The sequence below is a fragment of the Streptomyces sp. L7 genome, assembly GCF_050990935.1.
Lineage (GTDB): Bacteria > Actinomycetota > Actinomycetes > Actinomycetales > Microbacteriaceae > Leifsonia.
Genome location: NZ_CP194644.1, coordinates 300,522 through 326,064 on the forward strand (window position 1 = coordinate 300,522; position 25,543 = coordinate 326,064).

The window sequence follows — 25,543 nt, forward strand, 5'->3', positions numbered from 1 at the left end:
AACCCACTCAGGAGGCGTTGTGAGCGGACTCGGCATCGAGCAGGCCGGCACCGATCGGACTGCCACTCAGCCGCTGGCGGAGCAGCGCGGACCCGCCCAGGAGACGGCCGTCGCCCGCCTGAGCCATCCCGGCGGTGTCGCGGAGTTCCCGATCCTGCCGAGCACGCAGGGCGCGTCGAGCATCGACCTCTCCAGCCTGACCCGGCAGACCGGGCTCACCAGCCTCGACTACGGCTTCGTCAACACGGCCGCCACGCGTTCGGCCATCACGTACATCGACGGCGACGCGGGCATCCTGCGTTACCGCGGCTACCCGATCGAGCAGGTCGCCGAGAACTCGACGTTCCTCGAGGTCGCCTGGCTGCTCATCCACGGCGAGTTGCCGACGCCGGCGGAGCTCGCCGACTTCGACGAGCGCATTCGCCGCCACACGCTGCTGCACGAGGACCTCCGCCGCTTCTTCAGCGCCCTCCCGCACGACGCCCATCCGATGTCCGTGCTCTCCAGCGCCGTCTCGGCTCTGTCGACCTTCTACCAGGACTCGCTCAGCGTCAGCGATCCGGAGCAGGTGGAGCTCTCGACCATCCGCCTCCTCGCCAAGCTCCCCGTGATCGCGGCCTACGCGCACAAGAAGAGCATCGGCCAGGCGTTCCTCTACCCGGACAACTCGCTGAGCTTCGTGGACAACTTCCTCCGGCTCAACTTCGGCACCCTCGCCGAGCCGTACGAGGTGAACCCGGTGCTCTCGCGGGCGCTGGAGCGGCTTCTCATCCTGCACGAGGACCACGAGCAGAACGCGTCCACCTCGACCGTCCGCCTCGTCGGCTCCACCCAGGCGAACCTGTTCGCCTCGGTCTCGGCCGGCATCAACGCCCTCTACGGTCCGCTGCACGGCGGCGCGAATGAGGCCGTCCTGCAGATGCTCGCGGACATCCGCGACTCCGGCGAGAGCGTCCAGAAGTTCGTCGAGCGGGTCAAGAACAAGGAGTCCGGCGTCAAGCTGATGGGCTTCGGGCACCGCGTCTACAAGAACTTCGACCCGCGCGCCCGGCTCGTCAAGCAGTCGGCAGACGAGGTGCTCGCCGCCCTCGGCGTCCACGACCCGCTGCTCGACATCGCGAAGGAGCTCGAGGAGGTCGCGCTCGCCGACCAGTACTTCGTAGACCGCCGCCTCTACCCGAACGTCGACTTCTACACCGGCGTGATCTACAAGGCGATGGGCTTCCCGACCCGGATGTTCACCGTCCTGTTCGCGATCGGCCGCCTTCCGGGCTGGATCGCCCACTGGCGCGAGATGACCCAGGACCCGAGCACCAAGATCGGCCGTCCGCAGCAGCTCTACGTCGGCGACGCCGAGCGCAACTGGCCGACCGCGCGCTGAGCCACGCCCGACGCTACGGCCTCAGCGTGAGCGTCTGTTCCGCCGCCGCCTTCACGGCGTCGGCCGTGAACGGCCACGGCCGCGTCTCGCCGTTCGCCCACAGCCGCGCCTGGTCGGCGTAGTGCGCGTCGAACGCGTGCCCTGACGCGCCCGTGAGGTTGATCCAGGTGCTCCGGTCGAAGTCGCCGACGTCGACCACCATCCGCATCGACGGCGCCCGGTCGACCTGGTAGCCGTCGGAGGTGTCCCAGGCGGTCGCATCCACGACGCTCGAACCGCCGCCGAGTGGAAAGGGCCCGCGGTCGAACAGCCACTCGATCGGCGCGACGCCGGACGACCCGAACGACGCGTTGGTGAGTTCGAGGGTGTGCAGGCGGTCCCAGCGCCAGCTCTTCGGATCCCCGCCGAGGGCGCTCCGGGTCTCCTTCCAGGCCTGGTTCGCCGCGTATTCGATCATGTCGTCGCGGTCGAGCGTGCCGAGGCGGCTGTCCGCCCACCACGCCGAGTCCGGCTGCTTCACGAGCGCGTGGACGACCTGGAACCAGCGGTCGCCGCCGGTCGGGGGCGCGTCGGCAGGGAGCTTGCGGCCGAAGGCGTCGGCCAGCAGGTTCTTCCAGAACACCGCGAAGTAGGCCGCGGCGGCGCTGTCGCCGTCGTCGTGGTAGTTCCAGCCGCGCAGCAGCGCGGCGCCCTTGGCGACGCCGGAGGTCGGGTCGGCTTTCGCGCCCACGGCGATGAGCAGGGGAGCGAGCGTGGCCGCGTTGGCGTCGTAGGTGTCGGCCTGGATGGCGGACATGTCCTTCGACGTCACCGTGCGGCCCGCGCCCAGCAGCTTCGTCAGCCGGAGCTGGATCTGGTTCGCGCGGTAGCCGGCGTCCCAGTCCTGCGTGATCATCGCCGGGAACTGCGGGCCGACGGCGGCGTTGTTGGCTGTCACGATGTACCCGCTCGGCGGGTTCAGCAGGCTGGGGAGCTGGTCGTAGGGGATCGTCCCGATCCAGCCGTACTCGCTGGTCCAGCCGGGCACGGGGACGGTGCCGTCGCCTTTCGCGCGCACCGGGATGAGGCCGGGCGCCTGATAGCCGATGTTGCCGTCGACGTCGGCGTAGACGAGGTTCTGGGAGGGCACCTGGAACGACGCCGCGGCGGCCCGGAAGCCCGCCCAGTCGTGCGCTGTGTCGAAGGCGAAGATCGCGCCCGCCGTCGGGCCCGGGGTGAGCGCGGTCCACTGCAGGGAGAGCTGGAACTCCTGAGCCGGGACGCCGAGCTTCCCGGCCTGGTCCTTCGCGATGACGCCGTAGCCGTCGCTGAGGTCGGTGATGATCGGGCCGTGCCGGGTGGAGCGCACGGTGATCCGGACGTCCGGGCCCCCGCGACCGTGATCGTCTCGCGCCGGATGGTCAGCGGCACCTGCGCGCCGTCGTACTCGTACGTGTCGCCGGTGACTTTCTCGACGTACAGGTCGGCCACGTCCGGCCCGAGGTTGGTGAACCCCCAGGCGATGCGGTCGTTGTGGCCGATGATCACGCCGGGCAGCCCGGAGAAGCTGAAGCCGGCGACGTCGAACGGGCACTGCGCGTCGACGACCGCGCAGTGCAGGCCGACCTGGTACCAGACCGAGGGCATCACGACGCCGAGGTGCGGGTCGTTGGCGAGCAGCGGCTTCCCGGTCGCGGTGTGGGCTCCGGAGACGACCCAGGAGTTCGACCCGATGTCGTCGCCGGCCGGGCCCATCAGGGTCGGGAGGGCGTCGAGGCTGGAGGCCACCTGTTCGAGCCGGTTCCTGTACTGGGCGGTGGGCACGGCGGCGAGTGCAGCCGTCGCGTCCGCGTCACCGGCCGCGGCGGAGGCGGACGCCGCCGAGCCGCCCGGGGCGGCGTCCGGCGTGACCGTGGTCGGCGAGCCGCCGCCGAGCGACGTGATCGTCGGATGCGCGCTGTAGTCGTAGCCGGGGTGCAGCTCGGCGATCTGCTGGGGCGCCAGCTTGGTGGCCAGGAGCGCACGGTCGATCTCGTCCTCCAGGTTGGAGCGGAGGTCCCACGCCATCGCCTTGAGCCAGGCCACCGAGTCGACCGGGGTCCACTGATCGGGGTGGTAGTCCGGGTTCTGGATGCCGAGGATCGCGTACTCGAGCGAGAGCTTCGGGCCGGAGTGCGTGTTGAGGTACGCGTTCACGCCGTCGGCGTAGTCCTGGTAGTAGCGCAGCGAGGTCGTGTCGAGCCGCTTCACCTCCTGCTCGGCGACATCGTGCCAGCCGAGCGTGCGGATGAAGGTGTCGGTGGGGATCTCGCTGGCGCCGAACAGCTCGGAGAGCCTGCCGGCGGTGACGTGGCGGCGGAAGTCCATCTCCCAGAACCGGTCCTGCGCGTGGACGTAGCCTTGCGCGCGGAAGAGGTCGTCGGCCGTGCGCGCCGTGATCTGCGGGACCCCGGCGGAGTCGCGCGTCACGGTCACCGGCGCGCTCAGGCCGCTGACCTGCAGCGAACCGGACGTCTGCGGGAAGGAGAGGGTGACCGTCCACACCGCCAGGCCGCCCGCGAGGAGGGCGAGGACGAGCAGCACGGCGAGCGTGACTCCGAGGGTGCGCAGCACGCGATGGTGCAGCCTGAGCCGGGGAGTGTCGTCGCCCACGTCGCCTCCCGTCGGATCGGCCGGGGACGTCGCCGGCGTGTGTTCGGACTCTAGTCCACGCGGGTGTCGTACCGAAGAGGCGGAACGGGCGGGCGGGAGGTCAGCGCGAGGTCAGCGCGGCCCAGGCCATTCGTTCGAGCACCGGACGCACGGAGGCGTCGGTCGTGTGGGCGGCGCCCGCGCGTGCGGAGTGCGGCGTGGAGTTGATCAGCCCGAAGGTCGCCTGCACGCGCACGCGCAGCTCGTCGGGGGCGAGCGACGGGTGCAGCTCGCCGAGCACGCGCATCCACAGCTCGATGTAGCGGCGTTGCAGGGTGCGCACGGCGCGGCGGTCCTCCGGGGCGAGGGCGTCGAGGTCGCGGTCCTGCACGCGGATGGTGTCGGCCTCGGTCAGCGCGAAGTCCACATGGAACGCGATCAGCCCGCGCAGTGCGCCTGCGGGGTCGGCGGCCTCCCGCTCGACCGCGGCGCCGCCGTCGAGCAGGTTCTCGCTGACGCCGACCAGGAGGGCGGCGAGCACGGCCTGCTTGGACGCGAAGTGCCGGTACACTGCCGGCCCGCTGACTCCGGCGGCGGCGCCCAGGTCTTCGATCGAGACGCCGTTGAAGCCGCGCTCGGCGAACTTGCCGGCCGCCGCCGCCAGCAGCGCTGCGCGCCGGTCGGCCTTCGCCTGGCTGCGCTGGGTCGGCCGCGCGAGCGGGTCGGCCGGTACGGTCTCGGTCATCTCGATAGGACTCCCAGGTGCGGGGCTGGACATTCGGGTTAACGAACACTAACCTAAATTCGAGTTAGTGACCACTAACTCATGTCGATGAGGACACGGGAGCACGATGCCTGCCCTGAGCACGATGCCCGACCAGAGCACCCCCGCCGGCGCGAGCGCGCCGGCCGGGAACGACGCCGCCCAGCGCGCGCTGGTCGCCGACCTCCGCAAGCGACTCGCCGTCGCCGCGGCCGGCGGCCCGGAGCGCGCCCGCGAGCGCCACGTCGCCCGCGGCAAGCTGCTGCCGCGCGACCGCATCGACGCGCTGCTCGACGAGGGCAGTCCCTTCCTCGAGATCGCGCCGCTGGCCGCGACCGGGATGTACGGCGACGAGAGCCCGGCCGCGGGCGTCATCGCCGGCATCGGCCTGGTCGAAGGCCGCCACGTGATGATCGTCTGCAACGACGCGACGGTGAAGGGCGGCACCTACTACCCGATGACCGTCAAGAAGCACCTGCGCGCGCAGGAGATCGCGCTGGAGAACAACCTCCCGTGCGTCTACCTGGTCGACTCGGGAGGCGCCTTCCTGCCGATGCAGGACGAGGTTTTCCCCGACCGCGACCACTTCGGCCGCATCTTCTACAACCAGTCCCGGCTGTCGGCGGCGAAGATCCCGCAGATCGCCGCGGTGCTCGGCTCCTGCACCGCCGGCGGCGCGTACGTGCCCGCGATGAGCGACGAGACGGTGATCGTCCGCAACCAGGGCACCATCTTCCTCGGCGGCCCCCCGCTGGTGAAGGCCGCGATCGGCGAGATCGTCACGGCCGAGGAGCTCGGCGGCGGCGACCTCCACGCCCGCACCTCCGGGGTCGTGGACCACCTCGCGGAGGACGACGCGCACGCGCTCGGGATCGTCCGCGAGATCGTCGCGACCCTCCCGCAGCCCGCCGCTCCCGCCTGGGAGGTGCTGGCCACGCGCGCGGCGATCGCCGACCAGGAGGAGCTCTACAGCGTCGTCCCGGTCGACGTTCAGGCGCCTTACGACGTGCACGAGGTCATCTCCCGGCTGGTGGACGCGGGGGAGTTCAGCGAGTTCAAGCCCGAATACGGCACCACCCTCGTGACCGGCTTCGCGCACATCCACGGGCACCCCGTCGGCATCGTCGCGAACAACGGCGTGCTGTTCAGCGAGTCGGCGCTCAAGGGCGCGCACTTCATCGAGCTGTGCGACCAGCGCGGGATCCCGCTGGTGTTCCTGCAGAACATCTCCGGCTTCATGGTCGGACGCGACTACGAGGCCGGCGGCATCGCCAAGAACGGCGCGAAGATGGTCACCGCGGTCGCCACCACCCGTGTCCCGAAGCTCACCGTCGTGATCGGCGGCTCGTTCGGCGCGGGCAACTACTCGATGTGCGGCCGGGCCTACTCGCCGCGGTTCCTCTGGATGTGGCCGGCCTCCCGCATCTCGGTCATGGGCGGCCAGCAGGCGGCCAGCGTTCTCGCCACCGTCAAGCGCGACCAGCTCGACGCGCGCGGCGAGGAGTGGAGCTCGGAGGACGAGGCGGCCTTCCGTGCGCCCATCGCCGCGCAGTACGAGGACCAGGGCAACCCCTACTACTCCACGGCGCGGCTGTGGGACGACGGCGTGATCGACCCCGCCGACACCCGCACGGTGCTGGGGCTGGCGCTCGACGTCTGCTCCCGCGCGCCGCTGCCCGACACGGCCTTCGGCCTCTTCCGGATGTGATGACGATGACCGACTACTCCTCCGTCCCGTTCGAATCCGTCCTGGTGGCGAATCGCGGCGAGATCGCCTGCCGTGTCATCCGTACGCTGCGCCGTCTCGGCATCCGCTCCGTCGCCGTCTTCAGCGACGCCGACCGCGACGCGCCGCACGTCCGTCTCGCCGACACCGCGGTGCGCATCGGGCCGGCGCCCGCCCGCGACAGCTACCTTTCGGTGGACGCCATCGTCGACGCCGCGCGCCGCACGGGCGCCGCGGCGGTGCACCCCGGCTACGGCTTCCTCTCCGAGAACGCCGCGCTCGCCGAGGCGTGCGAGGCCGCGGGCATCGTGTTCGTCGGCCCCGGCGTCCACGCGCTCGAGGTCATGGGCGACAAGATCTCGGCCAAGCAGGAGGTCGGCCGCTCCGGCGTCCCGACCATCCCCGGCATCGCGGAGCCCGGCCTCGGCGACGACGAGCTCGTCGCGGCCGCCGAGCGCATCGGCTATCCCGTGCTGGTCAAGCCCTCCGCGGGCGGCGGCGGCAAGGGGATGCAGGCGGTGCACACGGCCGCCGACCTCCCCGAGGCGCTGCGCGCGGCCCGTCGCGTCGCGGCCGCGGCCTTCGGCGACGACACGCTCTTCCTGGAGCGGTTGGTGGAGTCGCCGCGGCACATCGAGGTGCAGATCGTCGCCGACCGGCACGGCGCGGTGGTCCATCTCGGCGAGCGCGAGTGCTCCCTCCAGCGCCGCCACCAGAAGGTGGTCGAGGAGGCGCCGTCGCCCCTGCTCGACGCCGCGACGCGCGCCCGGATCGGCGAGGCCGCCTGCCGGGTCGCGGCGAGCGTCGGCTACGTCGGAGCCGGTACCGTCGAGTTCCTGGTCTCCGCCGAGCGACCCGACGAGTTCTTCTTCATGGAGATGAACACCCGGCTCCAGGTCGAGCACCCGGTGACCGAGCTGGTGACGGGCGTGGACCTGGTCGAGTGGCAGCTCCGCGTCGCGGCGGGGGAGCCGCTGGGCTTCGAGCAGGACGACATCCGGCTCTCCGGCCACGCCGTGGAGGCGCGCGTGTACGCCGAGAACCCCGAACGCGACTTCCTGCCCGGCGACGGCGCGGTGCTCGCCTTGCGCGAGCCGACCGGCGACGGCGTGCGCGTCGACAGCGGCCTGGCCGCCGGGACGCGCGTCGTCACCGACTACGACCCGATGCTCGCCAAGGTGATCGCCTGGGCTCCCGATCGCGCCGGCGCACTCGCCCGGCTCGACCGCGCGCTCGCCGGCACCGCGGTACTGGGCCTCGTGAGCAACATCGCCTGGCTGCGCGACCTCCTGGCCGACGAGGACGTCCGCGCGGGCGGCATGGACACCACGCTGATCGACCGGCGGTTCTCCGCCCTGGAGCCGGTCCCGGCCTCCATCGCTGAGCTGGCCGCGGCGGCGCTGCTGGCACACCGGGAGCGGGAGACATCCGCGCCGGGCGGCGTCGGAGCGCTGTGGGGCGCGCCGAGCGGATGGCGGCTCGGATCGGCACGTCCCGTCCGGTACGACGTGGACGGCAGGACCGTTCACGTCCACGGCGAGCGTGTGATCCTGCCGGGATCGGAGGGCGAGCTGCACGAGCACACCGCCCGGATCGCGGTGCAGTCCGGCGCACCCGGCGAGCCGGAGACCGTCGTGCTCGACCTCGACGGCGTGGTCACCCGCTTCGACGCGGCCCGCGACGGCGCCACCGTCTGGCTCGCGCACGGCGGCCGGTCCCGAGCCCTGCGGCTGCGGACGCCCGCCGAGCGGCTGGCCGCGACGCTCGCCGCCCGTGAGCGCGGCGAGGCGGCCGCGCATCCGGAGGTGCGCTCGCCCATGCCCGGCACGGTCGTGGCCGTCCCGGTCGCGTCGGGCACGGAGGTCGCGGCCGGCGACACCGTCGCCGTCGTCGAGGCCATGAAGATGGAGCACCGACTGGTCGCCCCCATCGCCGGCACCGTGACGGTGAAGGTCGCGCCAGGCGACCTCGTGAAGCTCGACCAGCTCGTGGCCGTCGTGGACGCGCCCGAGACCGGCGCGCTCGAGACCCCTGCGCCCGCGCCGGACGACGCCTCCACCACCCCGAACGTCCCGCCGAGCCCGGCGGACACCCCCGAGCCGACAGAATCGGCCGCCACATCCCACGGCGAGCACGCCGTGGCAGGGACCGTCACCACAACAGACAGGAATCTCCGATGACCATGCAGATGCCACGCCCGGCCGACCTCGATGTCGCCGGCTTCGAGCTCACCGATGAGCAGCGCCGGCTCCGCGACGAGGTCCGCGACTTCGCCGACACCGTCGTCGCGCCCGCCGCGTACGAGTACGACACCAAGCGCAGCCTCCCCTACGACATCATCGCCGAGATGGGCCGGATGGGGCTGTTCGGCCTCCCGTTCCCGGTCGAGTACGGCGGCCAGGGCAAGGACTACCTCTCGCTCTGCCTCGCCGTCGAGCAGCTCGGCCGGGTGGACCAGTCCATCGGCGTGACACTGGAGGCCGGTGTCGGTCTCGGCGCGATGCCGATCTTCCGCAGCGGCAGCGAGGAGCAGAAGCAGGAGTGGCTGCCGATGCTGGCGCGCGGCGAGGCGCTCGCCGGGTTCGGGCTGACGGAGGCGGACGCCGGCTCGGACGCCGGCGGCACCAAGACCACGGCGATCCTGCGCGACGGCGAGTGGATCCTCAACGGCACGAAGCAGTTCATCACCAACTCCGGCTCGGAGATCACGAAGCTCGTCACCATCACCGCGGTGACCGGCGAGGAGCGGCGCACGGACGGCTCGATCAAGAAGGAGCTGTCGGCGATCATCGTCCCGAGCGGCACCCCCGGTTTCGTCGCGGAGCCCGTCTACGACAAGGTCGGCTGGCACACCTCCGACACCCACCCGCTGACGCTCACCGACGTGCACGTCCCGGAGGCCAACCTCCTCGGCGAGCGCGGCCGCGGGTACGCCAACTTCCTCCAGACCCTCGACGAGGGCCGGGTCGCCTTCGCCGCGCTCTGCACCGGCGCCGCGCAGGGCTGCCTGGAGGAGGCGGTTCGCTATGCGAAGTCGCGCAACGTCTTCGGCCGGTCGATCGGCTCCAACCAGCACATCGCCTTCAAGATCGCGCGGATGCAGGCCCGCGTGCACGCCGCTCGGCTGGCGTACTACGACGCGGCGTTCAAGCTGATCGCGGGCGTCCCGTTCAAGATGGAAGCCTCCATCGCCAAGCTGGTCGGCAGCGAGGCCGCGATGGACAACGCCCGCGACGCGACCCAGATCTTCGGCGGCTACGGCTTCCTCAACGAGAGCCCGGTCGCGCGCCACTACCGCGACTCGAAGATCCTCGAAATCGGCGAAGGCACCACCGAAGTCCAGCTCATGATCATCTCGCGAGCCCTCGGCTTCGAAGCCTGACCCGTCCCAACCGCCGAGTACGTGGATAATCTGGCGACTCGGCGGTTTGGGCGGTACTTTTCGCGTACTCGGCGGTTAGAGACAGGGGAGATTCAGCGTGATCGATAAGACAGTGGGGAGTGCGGGGGAGGCGGTGGCCGACATCCCGAGCGGCGCCAGCCTGGCCGTGGGCGGCTTCGGCCTGTGCGGCATCCCGAGCGCGCTCATCCAGGCGCTGCTGGAGGCCGGCACGACCGACCTGGAGGTGGTCAGCAACAACTGCGGCGTGGACGACTGGGGGCTCGGCCTCCTGCTCGGCCGGCGCCGCATCCGCAAGATGATCAGCTCGTACGTCGGCGAGAACAAGGAGTTCGCGCGGCAGTTCCTCTCCGGCGAGCTGGAGGTGGAGCTGACCCCGCAGGGCACGCTCGCGGAGAAGCTGCGGGCCGGCGGCGCGGGCATCCCGGCCTTCTACACTCCGGCGGGCGTCGGCACGCAGATCGCGCTCGGCGGACTCCCGCGCCGCTACAACGAGGACGGCTCGATCGCGGTCGCGAGCGAGCCGAAGGAGGTGCGCGAGTTCGACGGCGCGTCCTACGTGCTGGAACGCTCGCTGCGCCCCGACTTCGCGCTCGTGCACGCGGCGAAGGGCGACCGGCACGGCAACCTGGTCTTCCACGCCGCGGCGATGAACTTCAACCCGCTCGCCGCGATGGCGGGCCGCATCACGATCGCCGAGGTGGAGGAGCTGGTCGAGCCCGGCGAGCTCGCCCCGGGGAGGTGCACCTGCCGGGGATCTTCGTCCAGCGCGTGGTGCACGCGCCCGACGTCGAGAAGCGGATCGAGCGGCGCACAGTCGCCGCGCCCGGCGCAACCGCACCCGCCACCACCCCGGAAGGGAACGCCCGATGAGCCTCACCCGCACCGAGCTCGCCGCCCGCGTGGCGCAGGAGCTGGAGAACGGCCAGTACGTCAACCTCGGCATCGGCATGCCGACGCTCATCCCGAACTACATCCCGGAGGGCGTGGAGGTCATCCTGCACTCCGAGAACGGCGTGCTCGGCGTCGGCCCTTACCCGGCCGACGCCGACGTCGACCCCGACCTGATCAACGCGGGCAAGGAGACTGTCACCGTCAAGCGCGGCGCGGCGTACTTCGACTCGTCGCTGTCGTTCGGCATGGTCCGCGGCGGCCACGTCGATGTCGCGGTGCTCGGCGCGATGGAGGTCTCGGCGACCGGCGACCTGGCCAACTGGATGATCCCCGGCAAGATGGTCAAAGGCATGGGCGGCGCGATGGACCTGGTGTTCGGAGCCAAGCGGCTGATCGTGATGATGGAGCACGTCGACAAGGAGGGCCGGCCGAAGATCCTCGCCGAGTGCAGCCTCCCGCTCACCGGCACCGGCTGTGTGGACCGCATCATCACCGACCTCGCGGTGATCGACGTGGCGCCGGACGGACTCGTCCTGCGCGAGACCGCGCCGGGCGTGACGGTCGACGAGGTCGTGGCCGCGACGGGAGCGCCGCTCGCGGTGGAGCTGGAGGCGGCGTCATGAAGGAAGTCGAGCAGCGCGGCCTCTACTACGAGGAGTTCGAGCTGGAGACCCGCTACCTGCACCGGCCGGGCCGCACGGTGACCGAGGCCGACAACGTCCTCTTCACCACGCTGACGATGAACACGCAGGCCCTTCACTTGGACGCCGCGTGGTCGGCGCGGCAGCCGTTCGGCGAGCGGCTGATGAACTCGATGTGGACGCTCGCGACGATCGTCGGCGCGTCGGTCGCCCAGCTCACGCAGGGCACGATCGTCGCGAACCTCGGCTTCTCGGAGGTGTCCTTCCCGCACCCGCTGTACCACGGCGACACGCTCTACTCGGAGACGACGGTGACGGCCAAGCGGCTGTCGGCCTCCCGCCCCGGCCAGGGGATCGTGACGTTGGAGCACACCGGCCGCAACCAGGACGGCGTCGTCGTCGCCACCGCGATCCGGCAGGTGATGGTGTGGTGCCGCGACGCCCACCTCGGGACGAGCGACGCATGACGCCGTTCCCCGCTGCCGGCGGATTCCCGTGGGGCCCGGCGCTGCTGTTCTGCCCGGCCGACCGGCCCGACCGGTACGCCAAGGCGCTGGAGCGGTCGGACGCGGTCATCCTCGACCTGGAGGACGCCGTCGACCCCGCGCGACGGCCGGCGGCCCGGGAGGCGCTCGCCGCCTCCGACCTCGACCCCGCCCGGGTGATCGTGCGGGTCAATCCGGCCGGCAGCGACGACCAGGCCGCCGACCTCGCGGCCCTCTCGCTCACGCCCTACACGGCCGTGATGCTGCCGAAGGCGGAGCGCGCGGCCGACCTCGCCGCCCTCGACGGTCTGCACGTGATCGCCCTGTGCGAGACCGCGGCCGGCGTGGTGGCTGCGGGGGAGCTCGCGGCCGCGGAGGAGGTCGTCGCACTGATGTGGGGCGCGGAGGACCTGGTCGCCTCGCTCGGCGGCACGTCGAGCCGCCACCCGGACGGCCGCTACCGCGATGTGGCGGCGCACGCCCGCTCGGCGGTGCTGCTGGCCGCCGGAGCGGCGGGGAAACCCGCCGTCGACACGGTTCACCTCGACATCGCGGACCTCGACGGGCTCGCCGCTGAGGCCGAGGACGCGGTCTCCGTCGGGTTCGCCGCGACCGCGTGCATCCACCCGTCGCAGGTGGAGACCGTGCGGGCCGCGTACCGGCCGGACGACGCCCAAGTGGCGGAGGCCGTGGAACTGCTGGAGGCCGCCAGAGCGGCGGGCGGGGGAGTGTTCCGGCACAACGGCCGGATGGTCGACGGACCCGTGCTTTCACACGCCAGAGCGGTGCTCCGGAGGGCGACTAGCCCGTCGTGATGAAACTGTGATGAACGATTTTTACGCCGTTCACCGGTTTGGTCGTGCCGTGTCGGCGGCATGCCGTACTCTGCCCTTAACGTTCCAGAGAAGAGCACCATCGAATCGATTCGAGCCACGAATCGATCGTCCGCGTGAACACCCGCTCGAACGGCTGGAAGGGGGACGAGATGCCACAGATCCTTCCCCTTCGCCTCCTCGAGAGCGTCGGCCTTCGCACCCCCGCCGCAGCGGTCGCGGCGGACGCTGACGGCGCGTCGGGTTCGGCGCCCGCGTCGCAGGCGGCGACCTCGCAGCGGCGCGCTGGCGAGCCCGCTCCCGCGTCGCCCGCGCAGGCCGCCGCCGACACGCCGCCCACCGTCGCGGCTGCGTCGCCGACCGCCGCCGAGCGGCCCACTGACACGGCGCCCGCCACGTACACCGGGCCGTCCACTTACACCGGCCCATCCGCCTACGCCGGGCCGTCCGCCTACGCCGGGCCGTCCTACGCCGGGCCGTCCACCTACGCCGAGCCGTCCACCGACACCGGCGGCCCGCTCGACATCGACTCCGGCCTCGAGCGCACCGGCCCGCTCTCGATCATCGCCCCGCGCCGCATCGGCGAGAGCGACCTCGCGGTGTACCCGCTGTCGCTCGGCGCGAGCGTCTTCGGCTGGACGGCCGACGGCGACACCTCGCTCGCGATCCTCGACCGCTTCGCCTCGCGCGGCGGCGACTTCATCGACACGGCCGACAGCTACGTCGGCGGCCGCAGCGAGGTTCTCATCGGCAAGTGGATGCGCGAGCGCGGCAACCGCGACGACCTGGTGGTCGCGACCAAAGTCGGTCGCCACCACGAGAACCCCGGCCTCGGCTCCGTGAGCATCGTGCGCGCCGTGGAGGCATCCCTCGAGCGCCTGCAGACCGACCACATCGACCTGCTGTACTTCCACGACGACGACCCTGACGTGCCGCTGGAGGACAGCCTCGCGACCGCGGAGTGGCTCATCGAGACGGGCAAGGTCCGCTACCTCGGCGCGTCCAACTTCAGCGCGGATCGCCTCATCGAGGCGCGGGTGATGGCGTCGGCCGGCCTGCCGAAGTTCGTCGCCATCCAGACGCAGTACAACCTCATGCACCGCGCCGAGTTCGAGAGCGCGCTGCGCATCGTCGCAGCCGCGCAAGGCCTCGCCGTCATGCCGTACTACGCGCTGGCCAACGGCTTCCTCACCGGCAAGTACCGGTCCAAGTCGGACCTCAGCGCCGACGCCCGCAGCGTGCGCGCCTCCGCGTACGTCAACCGCAAGGGCATGCGCGTCCTGGCGGTGCTCGACCGGATCGCCGCCGAGCACGGCGTGTCCCCGGCGAGCGTCTCGATCGCCTGGCTGCTCGCCAAGCGCACGATCGTGGCCCCGGTGGCGAGCGCCAGCCGTCCCGAGCAGGTCGACGGCCTGATGGCCGCCGCGGGCATCCGCCTCACCCGCGCCCAGATGCTCGACCTCGACCGCGTCTCCGAGTAGCCGCCATCCCGCGAAACAGGCCGGGTCTCCGGAGTCACGGAGACGACACGCGCGTGGCCCGGCGAACCTCCGGAGTCACCGACCGGCTACTTCTCGGCGAGGATGCGGTCGAGCGCGCGATGCAGGGCTGCGCCCGCGGCGATCGGGTCGCCCACGTAGCCGCCGGCCAGTGCGCCGTCGCGCGCGAGGATGAGGTCGTCCGCCGCGTCGCCCGGTCGCGGGTGACCGATCTGGCGGAACAGCTCCTCGATGTGCTTGGCGTACCAGTCCCGGTGCGCGGTCACGGCGACGCGCACCGGGTGGTTCTCGTCCGCGAACTGCGCGGCGGCGTTGATGAACGGGTCGCCGCGGAAGCCGGGGCGCACCGCCTCGGCGTTGATGGATTCCACGAGCGCGCGGGCGATCGCCGTCGGGTCGGAGAGCTCGGCCTCCTTCTCGGCGAACCATTCGCGCACCTGGCGGTCGCGGCCCTCGACGTAGGCGATGATCAGGAGGTCCTTGGAGCGGAAGTGCTTGTAGAACGTCGCCTTCGTCACTCGGGCGCCTGCGATGATGCGGTCGACGCCGACCGTGTGGATGCCCTCCTGGTAGAAGAGTTCGTCGGCGGTCGCGAGGATCTTGATCTTCGACGGTGCGGGCGGCCGGATGGTGGCGCGGGCACTAACGACCATCTGGTCGTCTCCTCTCTCCGGGAGGCTGTGGCCTCCGCTCGTCTCTGAGACCCCCCGACCGGTCCGAGGGGGACGACCGGTCGGGGTGGTCACTTCAGTATAGTGGTAGACAGACTAGTCTGTTTGTCCTCAATTTCCCAGTCTCCGCGCTCGATCGACCGCTGGCGTAGGGTTGAGGGGATGAACAGCGCAGTCGACCTCCCGCTCGGTTTGGCCGACCTCGCTTTCGCCGCTTCCGGTGAAGCCCTCGTCCGCCGCACGATCTTGCCGAACGGCGTCCGCATTCTGAGCGAGCAGGTGCCCGGCGCGCGCAGCGCGACCCTGGGCTACTGGGTGGCCGTGGGCTCGCGCGACGAGGTCGCCGACGTGGCGGGCAGCCTGGGCTCCACGCACTTCCTCGAGCACCTCCTGTTCAAGGGCACACGCACGCGCACCGCCCTCGACATCGCGGTGTCCTTCGACTCGGTCGGCGGCGAGCACAACGCCATGACGGCCAAGGAGTACACCTGCTACTACGCCAAGGTGCAGGACCGCGACCTCCCCATGGCGGTGGAGGTCATCGGCGACATGCTCACCTCGTCCGTGCTCGACCCCACCGAGTTCGAGAACGAGCGCGGCGTCATCCTCGAAGAGCTGTCGATGGCCGAGGACGACCCGGCCGACGTCGCCAACGAGCGGCTCTTCACCGCCGTGCTCGGCGCCCACCCGCTCGGGCGGCCGATCGGCGGACGCCCCGACACCATCCGCGCCGCCACCCGCGATGCCGTCTGGAGCCACTACCGGGCCAACTACCGGCCGCGCGACCTGGTCGTGACAGCTGCGGGCGCCGTCGACCACGACGTGCTCGTGGCGGGCGTGCAACGCGCGCTCGACGCCGCCGGCTGGGACCGGGACGAGGAGGCCGCCCCGGTCGACCGCCGCCCGACCGCAGCCGCGACCGTCGAGCGCGGCGCCCCGCTCGTCACCGTCTCCCGGCCGATCGAGCAGGCCAACCTCATCATCGGCATGCCCGGCATCGTCGCGACCGACGAGCGCCGCACAACGATGAGCGTCCTCAACTCCATCCTCGGCGGCGGGATGTCGAGCCGGCTGTTCCAGGAGGTCCGCGAGAAGCGCGGGCTGGCCTACGCCGTCTACTCGTTCTCCGGCTCCTACTCCGACGCCGGGGTCTTCGGGCTGTTCTCCGCCTGCGCCCCCGCGAAGGCCCGGCAGGTGGCCGAGTTGATGCTCTCCGAGCTGCACCGCCTCGCCGACGGCGGGGTGACGGCGGATGAGCTCCGCCGCGCCGTCGGGCAGCTCTCCGGCGGTGCGGCCCTCGCGCTGGAGGACTCGGACACCCGGATGTCGCGGCTCGGCCGGGCCGAGATCAGCCTGGGGGAGTTCGCCGACCTCGACGAGAGCCTCCGGCGGCTCCACCTCGTCACCGCCGGGGACGTCCGAGAACTCGCACGGGACCTGGCCGACCGCCCGGTCTCGATCTCCGCGGTGGGTGGCGTCGACGACGACGTCTTCGCGGGCCTCGTGGCCTGACCGCCTGTCTCCCTTCCCGTTACATCGAAAGGTCTACCGGTGCCCCATTACCTTTACCTCGTGCGTCACGGCGAGCAGCAGGACGCCGAGCACGGACTGCCCGACGGCCCGCTCTCGCCGCGTGGCAAGCGCCAGGCGCAGCTCATCGCCGACCGGCTGAGCGGTCTGCCGTTGACGGGGATGTACCACTCGCCGCTCGTGCGCGCGGAGCAGACGGCCTCGATCATCGCCGAGCGGATGCCCGCCGTGGTGCCGGAGCCGTCCAGCCTGCTGTTCGACTGCATCCCGTCCGGGCCGACGCCCGACATGCCCAAGGTGTTCGAGTCGTTCTTCGGCCCCGTCACCGAGGCCGAGATCGACGCGGGCCGGGCCCAGATGGACGACGCGGTCCACGAGTTCCTGACGCCCGCGATGGGCGACCGGCACGACCTGCTGGTGACCCACAACTTCGTGATCGGCTGGTTCGTCCGGCACGTGTTCGACGCGCCCGCGTGGCGCTGGCTCGGCCTCAACCAGGCCAATTGCGGCCTGACCATCATCCGCGTGCGCTCGGCCAAGCCTCCCGTGCTCGTGGTGCACAACGACCTCGGTCACCTCCCCGTCGAGCTGCGCACCGGCCTCCCCGAGCTACAGCCGGTCTAGCAGCCATCCGTTCCTCACTTCCTCCCGCGACACGCCGGGCGCGGGCGGGAGAAAGTGAGGAAGCGATGGCTGCTTACGTGAGGCGCTTGCGGAACCAGTCGGTCGCGTTGGGGTTGTCGTTGTAGGGCTGGATGCTCTCGTAGCCGTGCGAGCGGTAGAGGCCGCCGGCGGCCTCCAAGGAGGCGTTGGTGTCGAGGACGACCTCGGTGGCGCCGAACCCGCGGGCGCGGTGCTCCAGCTCGGCGAGAATGGCGCGCCCGAGGCCCTGACCGCGGTGCGCGGGCGCGACCCAGAGGTGCTTGATCTCGTAGCGGACGATCTGCTCGCCGTCCTCGGTCTCGGACAGCGGGACGGGCAGCTCGCGGACGCCGCCGCAGCCCGCCTCGCCGTCGTCGTACGCCAGCAGGAAGACGCCCGCCGGCGGGACGAACTGGCCCGGGTCGGGGAACGTCGTGCGGTACGCGCCCTGGGAGGCGGGGAAGGTCTCGGCGCGCTCGGCGAAGTAGTCCGCGAGCATCCGGTGGGCGGTCGCGTCGGTGACGGAGACATCGGCAAAGGACACCATCGCTCCAGCGTAGCTTCGGCCGGCATTCGTGCCGAATGTCGACTCCCGCGGCGCGAGACGCGACATTCGGGCCGAATGCGCTCGCCAGGTAGGGTGGACGGGTGACTATTCGCGTGGCCGTGGCCGGGGCGACCGGCAAGCTCGGATCCGTGGCGGTCCGCCTCATCGAGGCGGCCGACGACCTGGAGCTGGTGGCCGCACTCGACTCCCGCACCCCGCTCGACGCCATGCTCGGCGCCGACGTGCTGGTGGACATGACCCTTCCGCAGGTCAGCCCGGGGATCGTCGCCTTCGCCGTCGACCACGGCCTCAACGTCCTGGTCGGGACCTCCGGCTGGTCGGCCGACCGCATCCTGGACCTGGAGCGCAGGGTGGCCGAGCACGAGGGCGCGGGCGCCGTCGTCATTCCGAACTTCTCCCTCGGCTCGGCGCTCGGCACCGCGTTCGCGACCGTCGCCGCGCGGTTCTTCGACTCCATCGAGATCGTCGAGACGCACGGCACGGGCAAGGTCGACTCGCCCTCCGGCACCGCGGTGCGGACCGCCGAGCTGATCGCGGCCGCCCGGCTGCAGCGCGGCCCGGTGGACGCTCCGCACACCGACCAGCGGGCTCGCGGCCAGCAGGTCGGCAGCGTCCCGATCCACAGCCTCCGCATGCGCGGCGTCGCCGCCCAGCAACAGGTGATCTTCGGCGGGGCGGGGGAGACCCTGACCATCCGTCATGACACGATCGGGCAGGACGCCTACGAGGCCGGAATCCTGCTCGCGCTCCGCGCCGCCGCGACGACGACCGGTGTGCTGGTCGGCCTGGACAAACTGGTCGACCTCGGCATCGCCGAGCCGGACGGGGAGCCGCCGCGCCCGACCGTCCGCGAGGTGTAGGCCGCCCGATGCGCAACCGTCTCTCGGCGCTGTTCATGGCGCTGCTGCTCGTGGTGTACCTCGTGCTGGTCTTCCAGCGCGCGGTCCTCCTGTTCGCCTCGGGGTCGGCCGTCGGGATCGCGATGAGCGTCGCACTGATCGTGATCGGGCTGATCGCGGCGTGGGCCCTGATCAGGGAGCTGCTGTTCGGCGCCCGCACCGAGAGGCTCGTCAAGCTGATGGCGGCCGAGGGTACGCTGCCGGTCGACGACCTCCCGCACCGCGCCTCCGGCCGCCCGCTGCGCGACGCCGCCGACGCGGAGTTCCCGCAGTTCAAAGCCGAGGTGGAGGCCTCGCCCGAGAGCTGGCGCGCCTGGTTCCGGCTCGGGCTCGCGTACGACGCGAGCGGCGACCGCCGCCGGGCGCGCGCGGCGCTCCGGCAGGCGATCGGGCTGTACCGGGCGCAAGAGCGGACGGCGCGCTAAGCCGTCCGCTCAACGAGCCGCGCCATGGCGTCCCGCACCGTGCTGTCCTGGAACGCGAACCCGTCGTCCAGCAGGCGCTGAGGCAGCACCCGCTGATCCGCGAGCAACAGCTCGCGTCCGGCCTCACCGAGTGCAAGGTTCACGACCGGCCTCGGCAGTGGGAGGCCGTACGGGCGGTGCACCGCCCGCGCGAGCGCCCGCAGCACCTCGCCGGCGGTCGCAGGCTCGGGTCCGACGAGGTTGACGGGCCCACTCAGTCGGGAGGTCAGGAGGTGCACGATCGCGGCAGCCTCGTCGCGCAGGCTCACCCACGGCCAGTGCTGGCGGCCCCCGCGATCGGCCCGAGGAGCCCGAGCTTCGCGAGCGGCAGCAGCGGCGCCATCGCGCCGCCGGGCCCGACGACCACGCCGGTGCGGATGGTGGCGACGCGGGTCCCTGTGGGCGCGAGGTGTGCCGCGGTCTCCCAGGCCTCCACCACGTCCGAGAGGAAGCCGACGCCCTGGGCGGAGTCCTCGGTCAGGGTCTGCCCCGGCCGGTCGCCGTAATAGCCGACCGCCGCACCGCTGACGAACACGCCGGGCGGGTTCGCGGCCTGGCGCATCCCGTCCGCGAGCGTGCCCGTCGCGGCCAGGCGCGAGTCGAGGATGCGCCGCTTGTGCGCCGCCGTCCAGGGCAACCGGTTGAGCGAGGCTCCGGAGAGGTTCACCACGGCGTCCGCCTCGTCCAGCAGCCGCAGGTCGATGCTGCGCGCCGAAGGCGCCCAGGCGCGCTCGTCCGCGGCGGCCGGCTCCCGCCGCACCAGGCGGAGAGCGTCGTGACCCTCCGCCCGCAGTGCGCGGACGAGCGCGGTGCCGATCATGCCGGACGCGCCGGCTACGAGCACGCGCATCGGCTCAGGCCAGCGTGGCTTCGATCGTGATCGGGATGCCGACGAGCGCCCGCGAAACCGGGCAGGTGCGCTTCGCCTCGTCGGCGAGGCGCTGGAAGTCCTCCTCGCCGAGCCCGGGAACGCTCGCCTCGACGAGGAGGTGGCTGCCGGTGATGCCCTGCGCGGGGTCGAAGGTCACCGCGGCGGTGGTGCGGATGCTCTCGGGCGCCGTGCCGAAGGCGGCCGCGAGGACGTTCGAGAACGCCATCGAGAAGCAGGCCGAGTGCGCCGCGCCCAGCAGTTCCTCGGGCGTGGACGTCTCCGCGCCGCCTTCCGAGCGCGCCTTCCAGTTCACCGAGAGCGTGGCCGCACCCGACGAGTCGAGCGAGACCGTCCCCGAACCGGACTTCAGATCGCCGGTCCAGACCGTGGTGGATTCGCTGGTGACTGCCATGAGACCTCCTGTTGTTCCCGCCGCGGAGTGCGCGCGGGTGCGACCAGACTACTGGCGGCCCCCGGCGCGCCGACCCCCGCTCGGGGGATTCCCGGTTTCGGCGGTCAAGCCGTGCTCACGCCCCTCCGGATGACGCCGGCCCGCACGAGCAGCAGGTAGATCTGGCAGCCCAGGCAGTACCCGAACGCGGCGTTCAGGAAGGCCGCCAGGAACGCGAGCGCGGCGGCGATCGGCAGCGCGGCGGGCACACCGAGCACGAACAGCAGGAGGCCGAGACCGGTGACGACGAGCCCGACGGCCTGCGCGAAGGTCGGCGGCGCCGGGTCCTCCAGCTCGGTCGGCGCCGCGAGGCGGGGCGGACCGCGACGCGGTACAGGAGGCCGTACGGATGGCGGCGCACACCCGCGAACGCTCCCCAGGCGAACAGCAGGGCGATCAGGAGCAGCAGGACAGCGGCCGCGACGGTCGCGCCGGTGAGGGCGAGGAAGAGGTCGATCAGCAGCAGGATGGCCGTGATCGCGGCGCCGAACCGCGGTGAGCGCGGGTCGACGCCTGTTGCGCGGGGTCGGGCGGTGCTCGGGTTCTCGGTCATGGTCACTCCGTCAGGATGCGGTCGAGGGCGCTGCGCACGTCGCCGGGCCGCGCGGCCCCGGCGATCCGACCGCGGACGGTGCCGCGGGCGTCGAGCAGCAGGGTGGTCGGGGTCTGCAGCACGCCGAACCGGCGGGCGAGCTCGGGGCGGACCGTCAGGTCGACGTCCAGGTGCTCGACCCCGTCGTGCTCGCCCGCGACGCCGTTCAGCACGCGCGCGGTCGATGGGCACTGGGCGCAGAACGCGGTGGAGAACTGGACGAGCGTCGCGCGCGAGCCGAGTCCGCCCGCGCCCACCTCGGCGGCGGTCACACGGTCGGCCCGCGCCGAGCGGACCCGGCCGGTGCGGACGCGCCAGACGACGCCGGCCGCCGTCGCGACGGCGACCAGGGCGATCAGGACGAGGAGGGCGGAGGATGCTGACATGGTGAGGGCGACGATACGCGCGCCGCGCGGCCGACTGAAGGCAGTGTGAACGAAGATGACGGCGGGTGGTCCTCCACAGCTCCGGTGTCGGCACCGGCTCTCCACGGATCGGCCGACGGGGAGGCGGTCGCCGGGCCCGACCCGATAGCCTTGATCTCATGGCTGCTCCCGCGAACCCCTTCGGCCAGGTGCTCGTCGCCCTGGTCACGCCCTTCACCGCCGACGGCGAGGTCGACTGGGCCGGCGTGGAGAAGCACATGGACGACGTGATCGTCGCGGGCGCCGACGGCATCGTCGTCACCGGCACCACGGGCGAGACCTCGACCCTCACCGACGCGGAGAAGCTGCGTCTGGTCGAGGTGGGCAAGGACGTCGCGGCCGGCCGCGCCAAGATCATCACGGGCGGAGGCTCCAACGAGACCGCGCACGCCATCCAGCTCTACAAGCAGAGCGAGAAGGCCGGCGCCGACGGCGTGATGATCGTCACTCCGTATTACAACAAGCCGACCCAGGCCGGCGTCCTCACGCACTTCCGCATGATCGCGGACTCCACCGATCTGCCCGTCATCCTCTACGACATCCCGGGCCGCACCGGCATCCCGATCAAGTACGAGACCATCCTGCGCATCGCCAAGCACCCCAACGTGCTCGCCATCAAGGATGCGAAGGGCGACTTCAGCGAAGTCAGCCGGGTGCTCAACCAGACCGACCTGATGTACTTCTCGGGCGACGACGCCAACGTGCTCCCGCACCTGGCGATCGGTGCCACGGGCCTCATCGGGGTGACGGCGAACATCACCGCCACGCCCTACCGCCAGATCGTCGACGCGGTCAACGCGGGCGACCTGACCACGGCCACCGCGGCCCACCAGAAGCTGGAGCCGCTGGTCCGCGCCGTCATGACGCACGTGCCGGGCACGGTCGCGGCCAAGTACATCCTGCACGGGCTGGGCCGCATCTCCAGCCCGCGGGTCCGCCTCCCGCTGGTCGGCCCGGAGGAGTGGGAGGCCGCACAGATCGAGGACGAGCTCGACCTCGTCCGCGACATCCCCGGCGCCGACTTCTCCAACTTCCGCCCCGATCGCAACGCCGCCGCCGGCGGCGCTCTGCCCAAGATCGCCGGGGCCACACGCTAAGGCCGCTCAGCGGTCCGCACCACCCCGGGCACCAGCCCGGACGCACGTATACATCCCTACATTGGAGGGCACATGCCCAACCTCGTCTCCGCGCCTCCCGCCCTCGAACCGGGAACGCTCCGTATCATCCCCACCGGCGGTCTCGGCGAGATCGGCCGCAACATGACCGTCTTCGAATACGAAGGCAAGCTCCTCATCGTCGACTGCGGCGTCCTGTTCCCCGAGCAGGACCAGCCGGGCGTCGACCTGATCCTGCCCGACTTCGCGCCGGTCCGCGACCGTCTCGGCGACGTGCTCGGCGTGGTGCTGACGCACGGCCACGAGGACCACATCGGCGCGGTGCCCTACCTGCTCAAGCTGCGCGCCGACATCCCGCTGATCGGCTCCGGGCTGACCCTCGCGCTCGTGGAGGCGAAGCTCAAGGAGCACCGCATCCAGCCGTACACGCTCACGGTCAAGGAGGGGCGCACCGAGCAGCTCGGCCCGTTCGACCTGGAGTTCGTGGCGGTCAACCACTCCATCCCCGACGCCCTCGCCGTCGCCATCACGACGCAGGCCGGCACGGTGCTGCACACCGGCGACTTCAAGATGGACCAGCTCCCGCTCGACGACCGGATCACCGACCTCCGCGCCTTCGCCCGCCTGGGCGAGAAGGGCGTCGACCTGTTCATGGCCGACTCCACCAACGCCGACGTCCCCGGCTTCACGCCGCTGGAGCGCTCCATCGGACCGGTGCTCGACAACGTGATCGCCCGCGCCCCGCGTCGCGTGATCGTGGCCAGCTTCTCCAGCCACGTGCACCGCGTTCAGCAGGTGCTGGACGCGGCCGCCGCCAACGGCCGCCGGGTCGCGCTGCTGGGCCGCTCGATGGTGCGCAACATGACCATCGCCGCCGAGCTCGGGTACCTCAAGGTGCCCGAGGGCGTCCTGATCGACTACAAGAAGGCCGCGGACCTCCCGGACGACGAGATCGTCTACATGTCCACCGGTTCGCAGGGCGAGCCGATGGCGGTGCTCGCGCGCATGGCGAACCTCGACCACCAGATCGAGGTCGGCCCCGGCGACACGGTCATCCTGGCCTCCAGTCTCATCCCGGGCAACGAGAACGCGGTCTACCGCGTGATCGACGGCCTGACCAAGCTCGGGGCCAACGTCGTGCACAAGGGCAACGCCAAGGTGCACGTCTCCGGGCACGCGGCCGCCGGCGAGCTGCTCTACTGCTACAACATCCTGAAGCCCCGCAACGTCATGCCCGTGCACGGCGAGTACCGCCACCTGGTCGCCAACGCCCGGCTCGCGATGGACACCGGCGTGCCGGAGGAGAACACGATCCTGGCCGAGGACGGCACCGTCGTCGACCTGCGCGACGGCGTCGCCCGCGTGGTCGGCCAGCTCGACCTGGGCTTCGTCTACGTCGACGGCTCGAGCGTCGGCGAGATCACCGACGCCGACCTCAAGGACCGCCGGATCCTGGGCGAGGAGGGCTTCATCTCGATCATCGTGGTGGTGGAGGCCGCCAGCGGACGCATCGTCACCGGTCCGGAGATCCACGCCCGCGGCTTCGCCGAGGACGACGCCGTGTTCGACGCCGTCAAGCCGAAGATCGCGGCGGCGCTCGCCGACGCGGCGCACAACGGTGTCCGCGACTCGCACGCGCTCTCCCAGGTGGTCCGCCGCACGGTGGGCCGCTGGGTGAACACCAGCTACCGCCGCCGCCCGATGATCGTGCCGCTCGTCATCGAGGCCTGACCGGAGTATCACCACTTACATGTAAGATGGAGCTTATGTGACGCCGGGGGTCGTCCTGAAGGGCGAGACGGAGGTCGTGGCGGTCGTCGTCGGCGTCGTCAAGACGCCCGAGTCGGCCGACGACCCCGCTGCGATCGTCCTGAACTCCGGCGTCGACCGGCTCGCGGCCGCCCAGACCGTCTTCGGACCGCCCTCGCTCGAGGCGTGAGTGCCCCCGGAGGTCGCGAAGCCCCTGGTCGCAGCGATCTCCTCAGAGTTCGACCAGGCGCTCGGGACGGGCATGGTGAACGTCGATCGGAGCGACTATCTCGCGTACCGGGAGGGGGATCCGCTGCTGCCCCTGAAGCTGGGCGTCGGCGGCATCGCCGTCCTCATCCTCGTGCTCGGCACGCTCGGTCTCGTCAATATCGCGCTGGTGACGGTGCGGCACCGCATCCGGGAGATCGGTGTGCGGCGCAGCTTCGGCGCGACCAGCGCGCGGGTCTTCTTCGCGGTGATGATGGAGAGCGTCATGGCCACGGTGGTCGCCGGCGCGGCAGGCGTCGCTCTGGCGGTGCTGGTCGTGAAGAATCCGTGGGTGGAGCAGCAGATGGGCCGCGGGATGATCGCGGACATGCCGCCGTTCCCGGTGGAGGCCGCCGTGCTCGGCCTCGTCGCGGCGAGCGCGGTCGGGGCGCTCGCGGGGCTGCTGCCGGCGCTCGTCGCGGTGCGGGTGAAGGTGATCGATGCGATCCGGTACTGAGTGCCGCCCTCCGGCGCGGGCTCTGTAACCCGCGCGTAACATCCCGGCGAGTAGCGTTCAGCCATGACAGGGTTCCGGATCCGCCCCGCGAACCGGGAGGACGCGCGCATCCTCTCGGACATGCTGGTGGAGGCCGCGAACTGGAACGCCTCCCGGGCGCGCCCGCGCGTCGCCGTCCTGGAGGACCCGAGCGTGCTGCGCTATGTCGCCGGCTGGAAGCGGCCGGGGGATTTCGGCTGTGTCGCGGAGGACGCCCACGGCGCGGCGGTGGGCGCCTGTTGGGCACGGTTGTTCCCCGCGGACGCGCCCGGCAAGGGTTTCGTCGCCGTCGGCGTCCCGGAACTGACCCTCGGCGTCAACGCGCAGTGGCGCGCGCAGGGCGTCGGCCGCGCGCTGCTCCAGGAGCTCGGGAGGCAGGCCGCCGTCGCCGGCGCCGCCCGGCTGAGCCTGAGCGTCGAGCGTGCCAACTTCGCCCAGCGGCTCTACGTGAGCGAGGGCTACGTGACTGTGCAGGCGCGCGCGACGGCGGACACGATGGTGCGCGCGGTGCGTTGAGCGCCCGTTCCTCCACAGGCCTCCCTTCCAGGCGGGTCCGTCACAGCCCGCGCGC

General features: G+C 71.7%; 24 protein-coding genes and 3 pseudogenes. 18 read left to right on the top strand and 9 right to left on the bottom strand.

The genetic code is table 11. The features are described 5' to 3' along the window. Window positions 1-118 precede the first annotated feature (118 nt). Window positions 119-1,381: a citrate synthase gene (locus ACR5MH_RS01510; protein WP_433862585.1), complete on the top strand. Its 1,263-nt coding sequence runs from the start codon at window positions 119-121 to the stop codon at window positions 1,379-1,381. Window positions 1,382-1,394: 13 nt separating this feature from the next. On the opposite strand, the pseudogene ACR5MH_RS01515 reads toward ACR5MH_RS01510, so the two are convergent. Both ACR5MH_RS01515 and ACR5MH_RS01520 read right to left on the bottom strand, forming a co-directional pair. Next, window positions 1,395-4,012 (bottom strand): annotated as a pseudogene (locus ACR5MH_RS01515) (penicillin acylase family protein). Window positions 4,013-4,112: 100 nt separating this feature from the next. Beyond that, the gene (locus ACR5MH_RS01520) at window positions 4,113-4,736 is read right to left on the bottom strand and encodes an SACE_7040 family transcriptional regulator (protein WP_431349325.1); all 624 of its coding nucleotides are present in this window, start codon (window positions 4,734-4,736) and stop codon (window positions 4,113-4,115) included. A 124-nt stretch (window positions 4,737-4,860) separates the two neighbouring features. Here ACR5MH_RS01520 and ACR5MH_RS01525 point away from each other — a divergent pair, with 124 nt between their 5' ends. The 8 genes and pseudogenes from ACR5MH_RS01525 (at window position 4,861) to ACR5MH_RS01560 (ending at window position 14,214) form a co-directional block, all read left to right on the top strand. Beyond that, a complete protein-coding gene (locus ACR5MH_RS01525) occupies window positions 4,861-6,462 on the top strand; it encodes a carboxyl transferase domain-containing protein (RefSeq protein ID WP_431349494.1) in 1,602 nt (533 codons plus the stop codon). Between the two features lie 5 nt (window positions 6,463-6,467). After that, the gene (locus ACR5MH_RS01530) at window positions 6,468-8,660 is read left to right on the top strand and encodes a biotin carboxylase N-terminal domain-containing protein (RefSeq protein WP_431349326.1); all 2,193 of its coding nucleotides are present in this window, start codon (window positions 6,468-6,470) and stop codon (window positions 8,658-8,660) included. Next, window positions 8,657-9,862 (top strand): acyl-CoA dehydrogenase family protein, encoded by a 1,206-nt coding sequence (locus ACR5MH_RS01535; RefSeq protein ID WP_431349327.1) that lies wholly within the window; start codon window positions 8,657-8,659, stop codon window positions 9,860-9,862. Before ACR5MH_RS01530 ends, ACR5MH_RS01535 begins: the two co-directional genes overlap by 4 nt. 100 nt (window positions 9,863-9,962) lie before the next feature. Next, window positions 9,963-10,753: pseudogene (locus tag ACR5MH_RS01540) on the top strand (CoA transferase subunit A). Then, window positions 10,750-11,397, top strand: coding sequence for a CoA transferase subunit B (locus tag ACR5MH_RS01545; RefSeq protein WP_431349329.1), 648 nt, complete (start codon window positions 10,750-10,752; stop codon window positions 11,395-11,397). Before ACR5MH_RS01540 ends, ACR5MH_RS01545 begins: the two are co-directional and overlap by 4 nt. Then, window positions 11,394-11,882, top strand: a complete 489-nt coding sequence (locus ACR5MH_RS01550) for a MaoC family dehydratase (protein WP_431349330.1) — start codon at window positions 11,394-11,396, stop codon at window positions 11,880-11,882. Before ACR5MH_RS01545 ends, ACR5MH_RS01550 begins: the two co-directional genes overlap by 4 nt. After that, the gene (locus ACR5MH_RS01555) at window positions 11,879-12,715 is read left to right on the top strand and encodes an HpcH/HpaI aldolase/citrate lyase family protein (RefSeq protein ID WP_431349331.1); all 837 of its coding nucleotides are present in this window, start codon (window positions 11,879-11,881) and stop codon (window positions 12,713-12,715) included. The genes ACR5MH_RS01550 and ACR5MH_RS01555 overlap by 4 nt, the downstream gene beginning before the upstream one ends. A gap of 170 nt (window positions 12,716-12,885) precedes the next feature. After that, window positions 12,886-14,214, top strand: a complete 1,329-nt coding sequence (locus tag ACR5MH_RS01560; protein WP_431349332.1) for an aldo/keto reductase — start codon at window positions 12,886-12,888, stop codon at window positions 14,212-14,214. Window positions 14,215-14,300: 86 nt separating this feature from the next. On the opposite strand, the gene ACR5MH_RS01565 is transcribed toward ACR5MH_RS01560, so the two are convergent. After that, window positions 14,301-14,885 (bottom strand): TetR/AcrR family transcriptional regulator, encoded by a 585-nt coding sequence (locus ACR5MH_RS01565; protein WP_431349333.1) that lies wholly within the window; start codon window positions 14,883-14,885, stop codon window positions 14,301-14,303. Between the two features lie 180 nt (window positions 14,886-15,065). Here ACR5MH_RS01565 and ACR5MH_RS01570 point away from each other — a divergent pair, with 180 nt between their 5' ends. Continuing rightward, complete coding sequence (locus tag ACR5MH_RS01570; RefSeq protein WP_431349334.1) at window positions 15,066-16,415, top strand: M16 family metallopeptidase; 1,350 nt, start codon at window positions 15,066-15,068, stop codon at window positions 16,413-16,415. A gap of 39 nt (window positions 16,416-16,454) precedes the next feature. Further along, entirely contained in the window at window positions 16,455-17,057 is a 603-nt protein-coding gene (locus ACR5MH_RS01575; protein WP_431349335.1) for a histidine phosphatase family protein, read from the top strand. Window positions 17,058-17,130: 73 nt separating this feature from the next. Here ACR5MH_RS01575 and ACR5MH_RS01580 read toward each other — a convergent pair whose 3' ends face one another. Then, entirely contained in the window at window positions 17,131-17,622 is a 492-nt protein-coding gene (locus ACR5MH_RS01580; protein WP_431349336.1) for a GNAT family N-acetyltransferase, read from the bottom strand. Between the two features lie 101 nt (window positions 17,623-17,723). Between ACR5MH_RS01580 and dapB the strand changes: the two genes are divergently transcribed. After that, the gene (dapB, locus tag ACR5MH_RS01585; protein ID WP_431349337.1) at window positions 17,724-18,503 is read left to right on the top strand and encodes a 4-hydroxy-tetrahydrodipicolinate reductase; all 780 of its coding nucleotides are present in this window, start codon (window positions 17,724-17,726) and stop codon (window positions 18,501-18,503) included. An 8-nt stretch (window positions 18,504-18,511) separates the two neighbouring features. Next, on the top strand, window positions 18,512-18,967 hold the full coding sequence (locus tag ACR5MH_RS01590) for a hypothetical protein (RefSeq protein ID WP_431349338.1): 456 nt from the start codon (window positions 18,512-18,514) through the stop codon (window positions 18,965-18,967). On the opposite strand, the gene ACR5MH_RS01595 is transcribed toward ACR5MH_RS01590, so the two are convergent. The 5 genes and pseudogenes from ACR5MH_RS01595 to ACR5MH_RS01615 all read right to left on the bottom strand — a co-directional run bounded on the left by ACR5MH_RS01595 (window position 18,964) and on the right by ACR5MH_RS01615 (window position 21,306). Beyond that, entirely contained in the window at window positions 18,964-19,275 is a 312-nt protein-coding gene (locus ACR5MH_RS01595) for a DUF1731 domain-containing protein (RefSeq protein WP_433862203.1), read from the bottom strand. The two genes, ACR5MH_RS01590 and ACR5MH_RS01595, sit on opposite strands and share 4 nt — an antisense overlap. Next, complete coding sequence (locus ACR5MH_RS01600) at window positions 19,272-19,856, bottom strand: NAD-dependent epimerase/dehydratase family protein (protein WP_433862205.1); 585 nt, start codon at window positions 19,854-19,856, stop codon at window positions 19,272-19,274. Before ACR5MH_RS01600 ends, ACR5MH_RS01595 begins: the two co-directional genes overlap by 4 nt. Window positions 19,857-19,860: 4 nt before the next feature. After that, window positions 19,861-20,289 carry an OsmC family peroxiredoxin gene (locus ACR5MH_RS01605; RefSeq protein WP_431349340.1) on the bottom strand — a complete coding sequence of 143 codons (429 nt, stop codon included), beginning with the start codon at window positions 20,287-20,289 and terminating at the stop codon, window positions 19,861-19,863. 104 nt (window positions 20,290-20,393) lie between these two features. Beyond that, window positions 20,394-20,881: pseudogene (locus ACR5MH_RS01610) on the bottom strand (DUF4395 family protein). Window positions 20,882-20,883: 2 nt separating this feature from the next. Further along, the gene (locus ACR5MH_RS01615) at window positions 20,884-21,306 is read right to left on the bottom strand and encodes a thioredoxin family protein (protein ID WP_431349341.1); all 423 of its coding nucleotides are present in this window, start codon (window positions 21,304-21,306) and stop codon (window positions 20,884-20,886) included. Between the two features lie 158 nt (window positions 21,307-21,464). On the opposite strand from ACR5MH_RS01615, the gene dapA reads away from it, so the two are divergent. The 5 genes from dapA to ACR5MH_RS01640 all read left to right on the top strand — a co-directional run bounded on the left by dapA (window position 21,465) and on the right by ACR5MH_RS01640 (window position 25,488). Beyond that, window positions 21,465-22,442, top strand: coding sequence for a 4-hydroxy-tetrahydrodipicolinate synthase (gene dapA, locus ACR5MH_RS01620; RefSeq protein ID WP_431349342.1), 978 nt, complete (start codon window positions 21,465-21,467; stop codon window positions 22,440-22,442). 72 nt (window positions 22,443-22,514) lie between these two features. Further along, window positions 22,515-24,191 carry a ribonuclease J gene (locus ACR5MH_RS01625; RefSeq protein WP_431349343.1) on the top strand — a complete coding sequence of 559 codons (1,677 nt, stop codon included), beginning with the start codon at window positions 22,515-22,517 and terminating at the stop codon, window positions 24,189-24,191. 37 nt (window positions 24,192-24,228) lie between these two features. Beyond that, a complete protein-coding gene (locus ACR5MH_RS01630) occupies window positions 24,229-24,399 on the top strand; it encodes a hypothetical protein (protein WP_431349344.1) in 171 nt (56 codons plus the stop codon). Next, on the top strand, window positions 24,400-24,933 hold the full coding sequence (locus tag ACR5MH_RS01635; protein WP_433862207.1) for an ABC transporter permease: 534 nt from the start codon (window positions 24,400-24,402) through the stop codon (window positions 24,931-24,933). It abuts the gene before it with no gap. A gap of 63 nt (window positions 24,934-24,996) precedes the next feature. Further along, window positions 24,997-25,488 (top strand): N-acetyltransferase family protein, encoded by a 492-nt coding sequence (locus ACR5MH_RS01640; protein WP_431349346.1) that lies wholly within the window; start codon window positions 24,997-24,999, stop codon window positions 25,486-25,488. The last annotated feature ends 55 nt before the right edge of the window (window positions 25,489-25,543 follow it).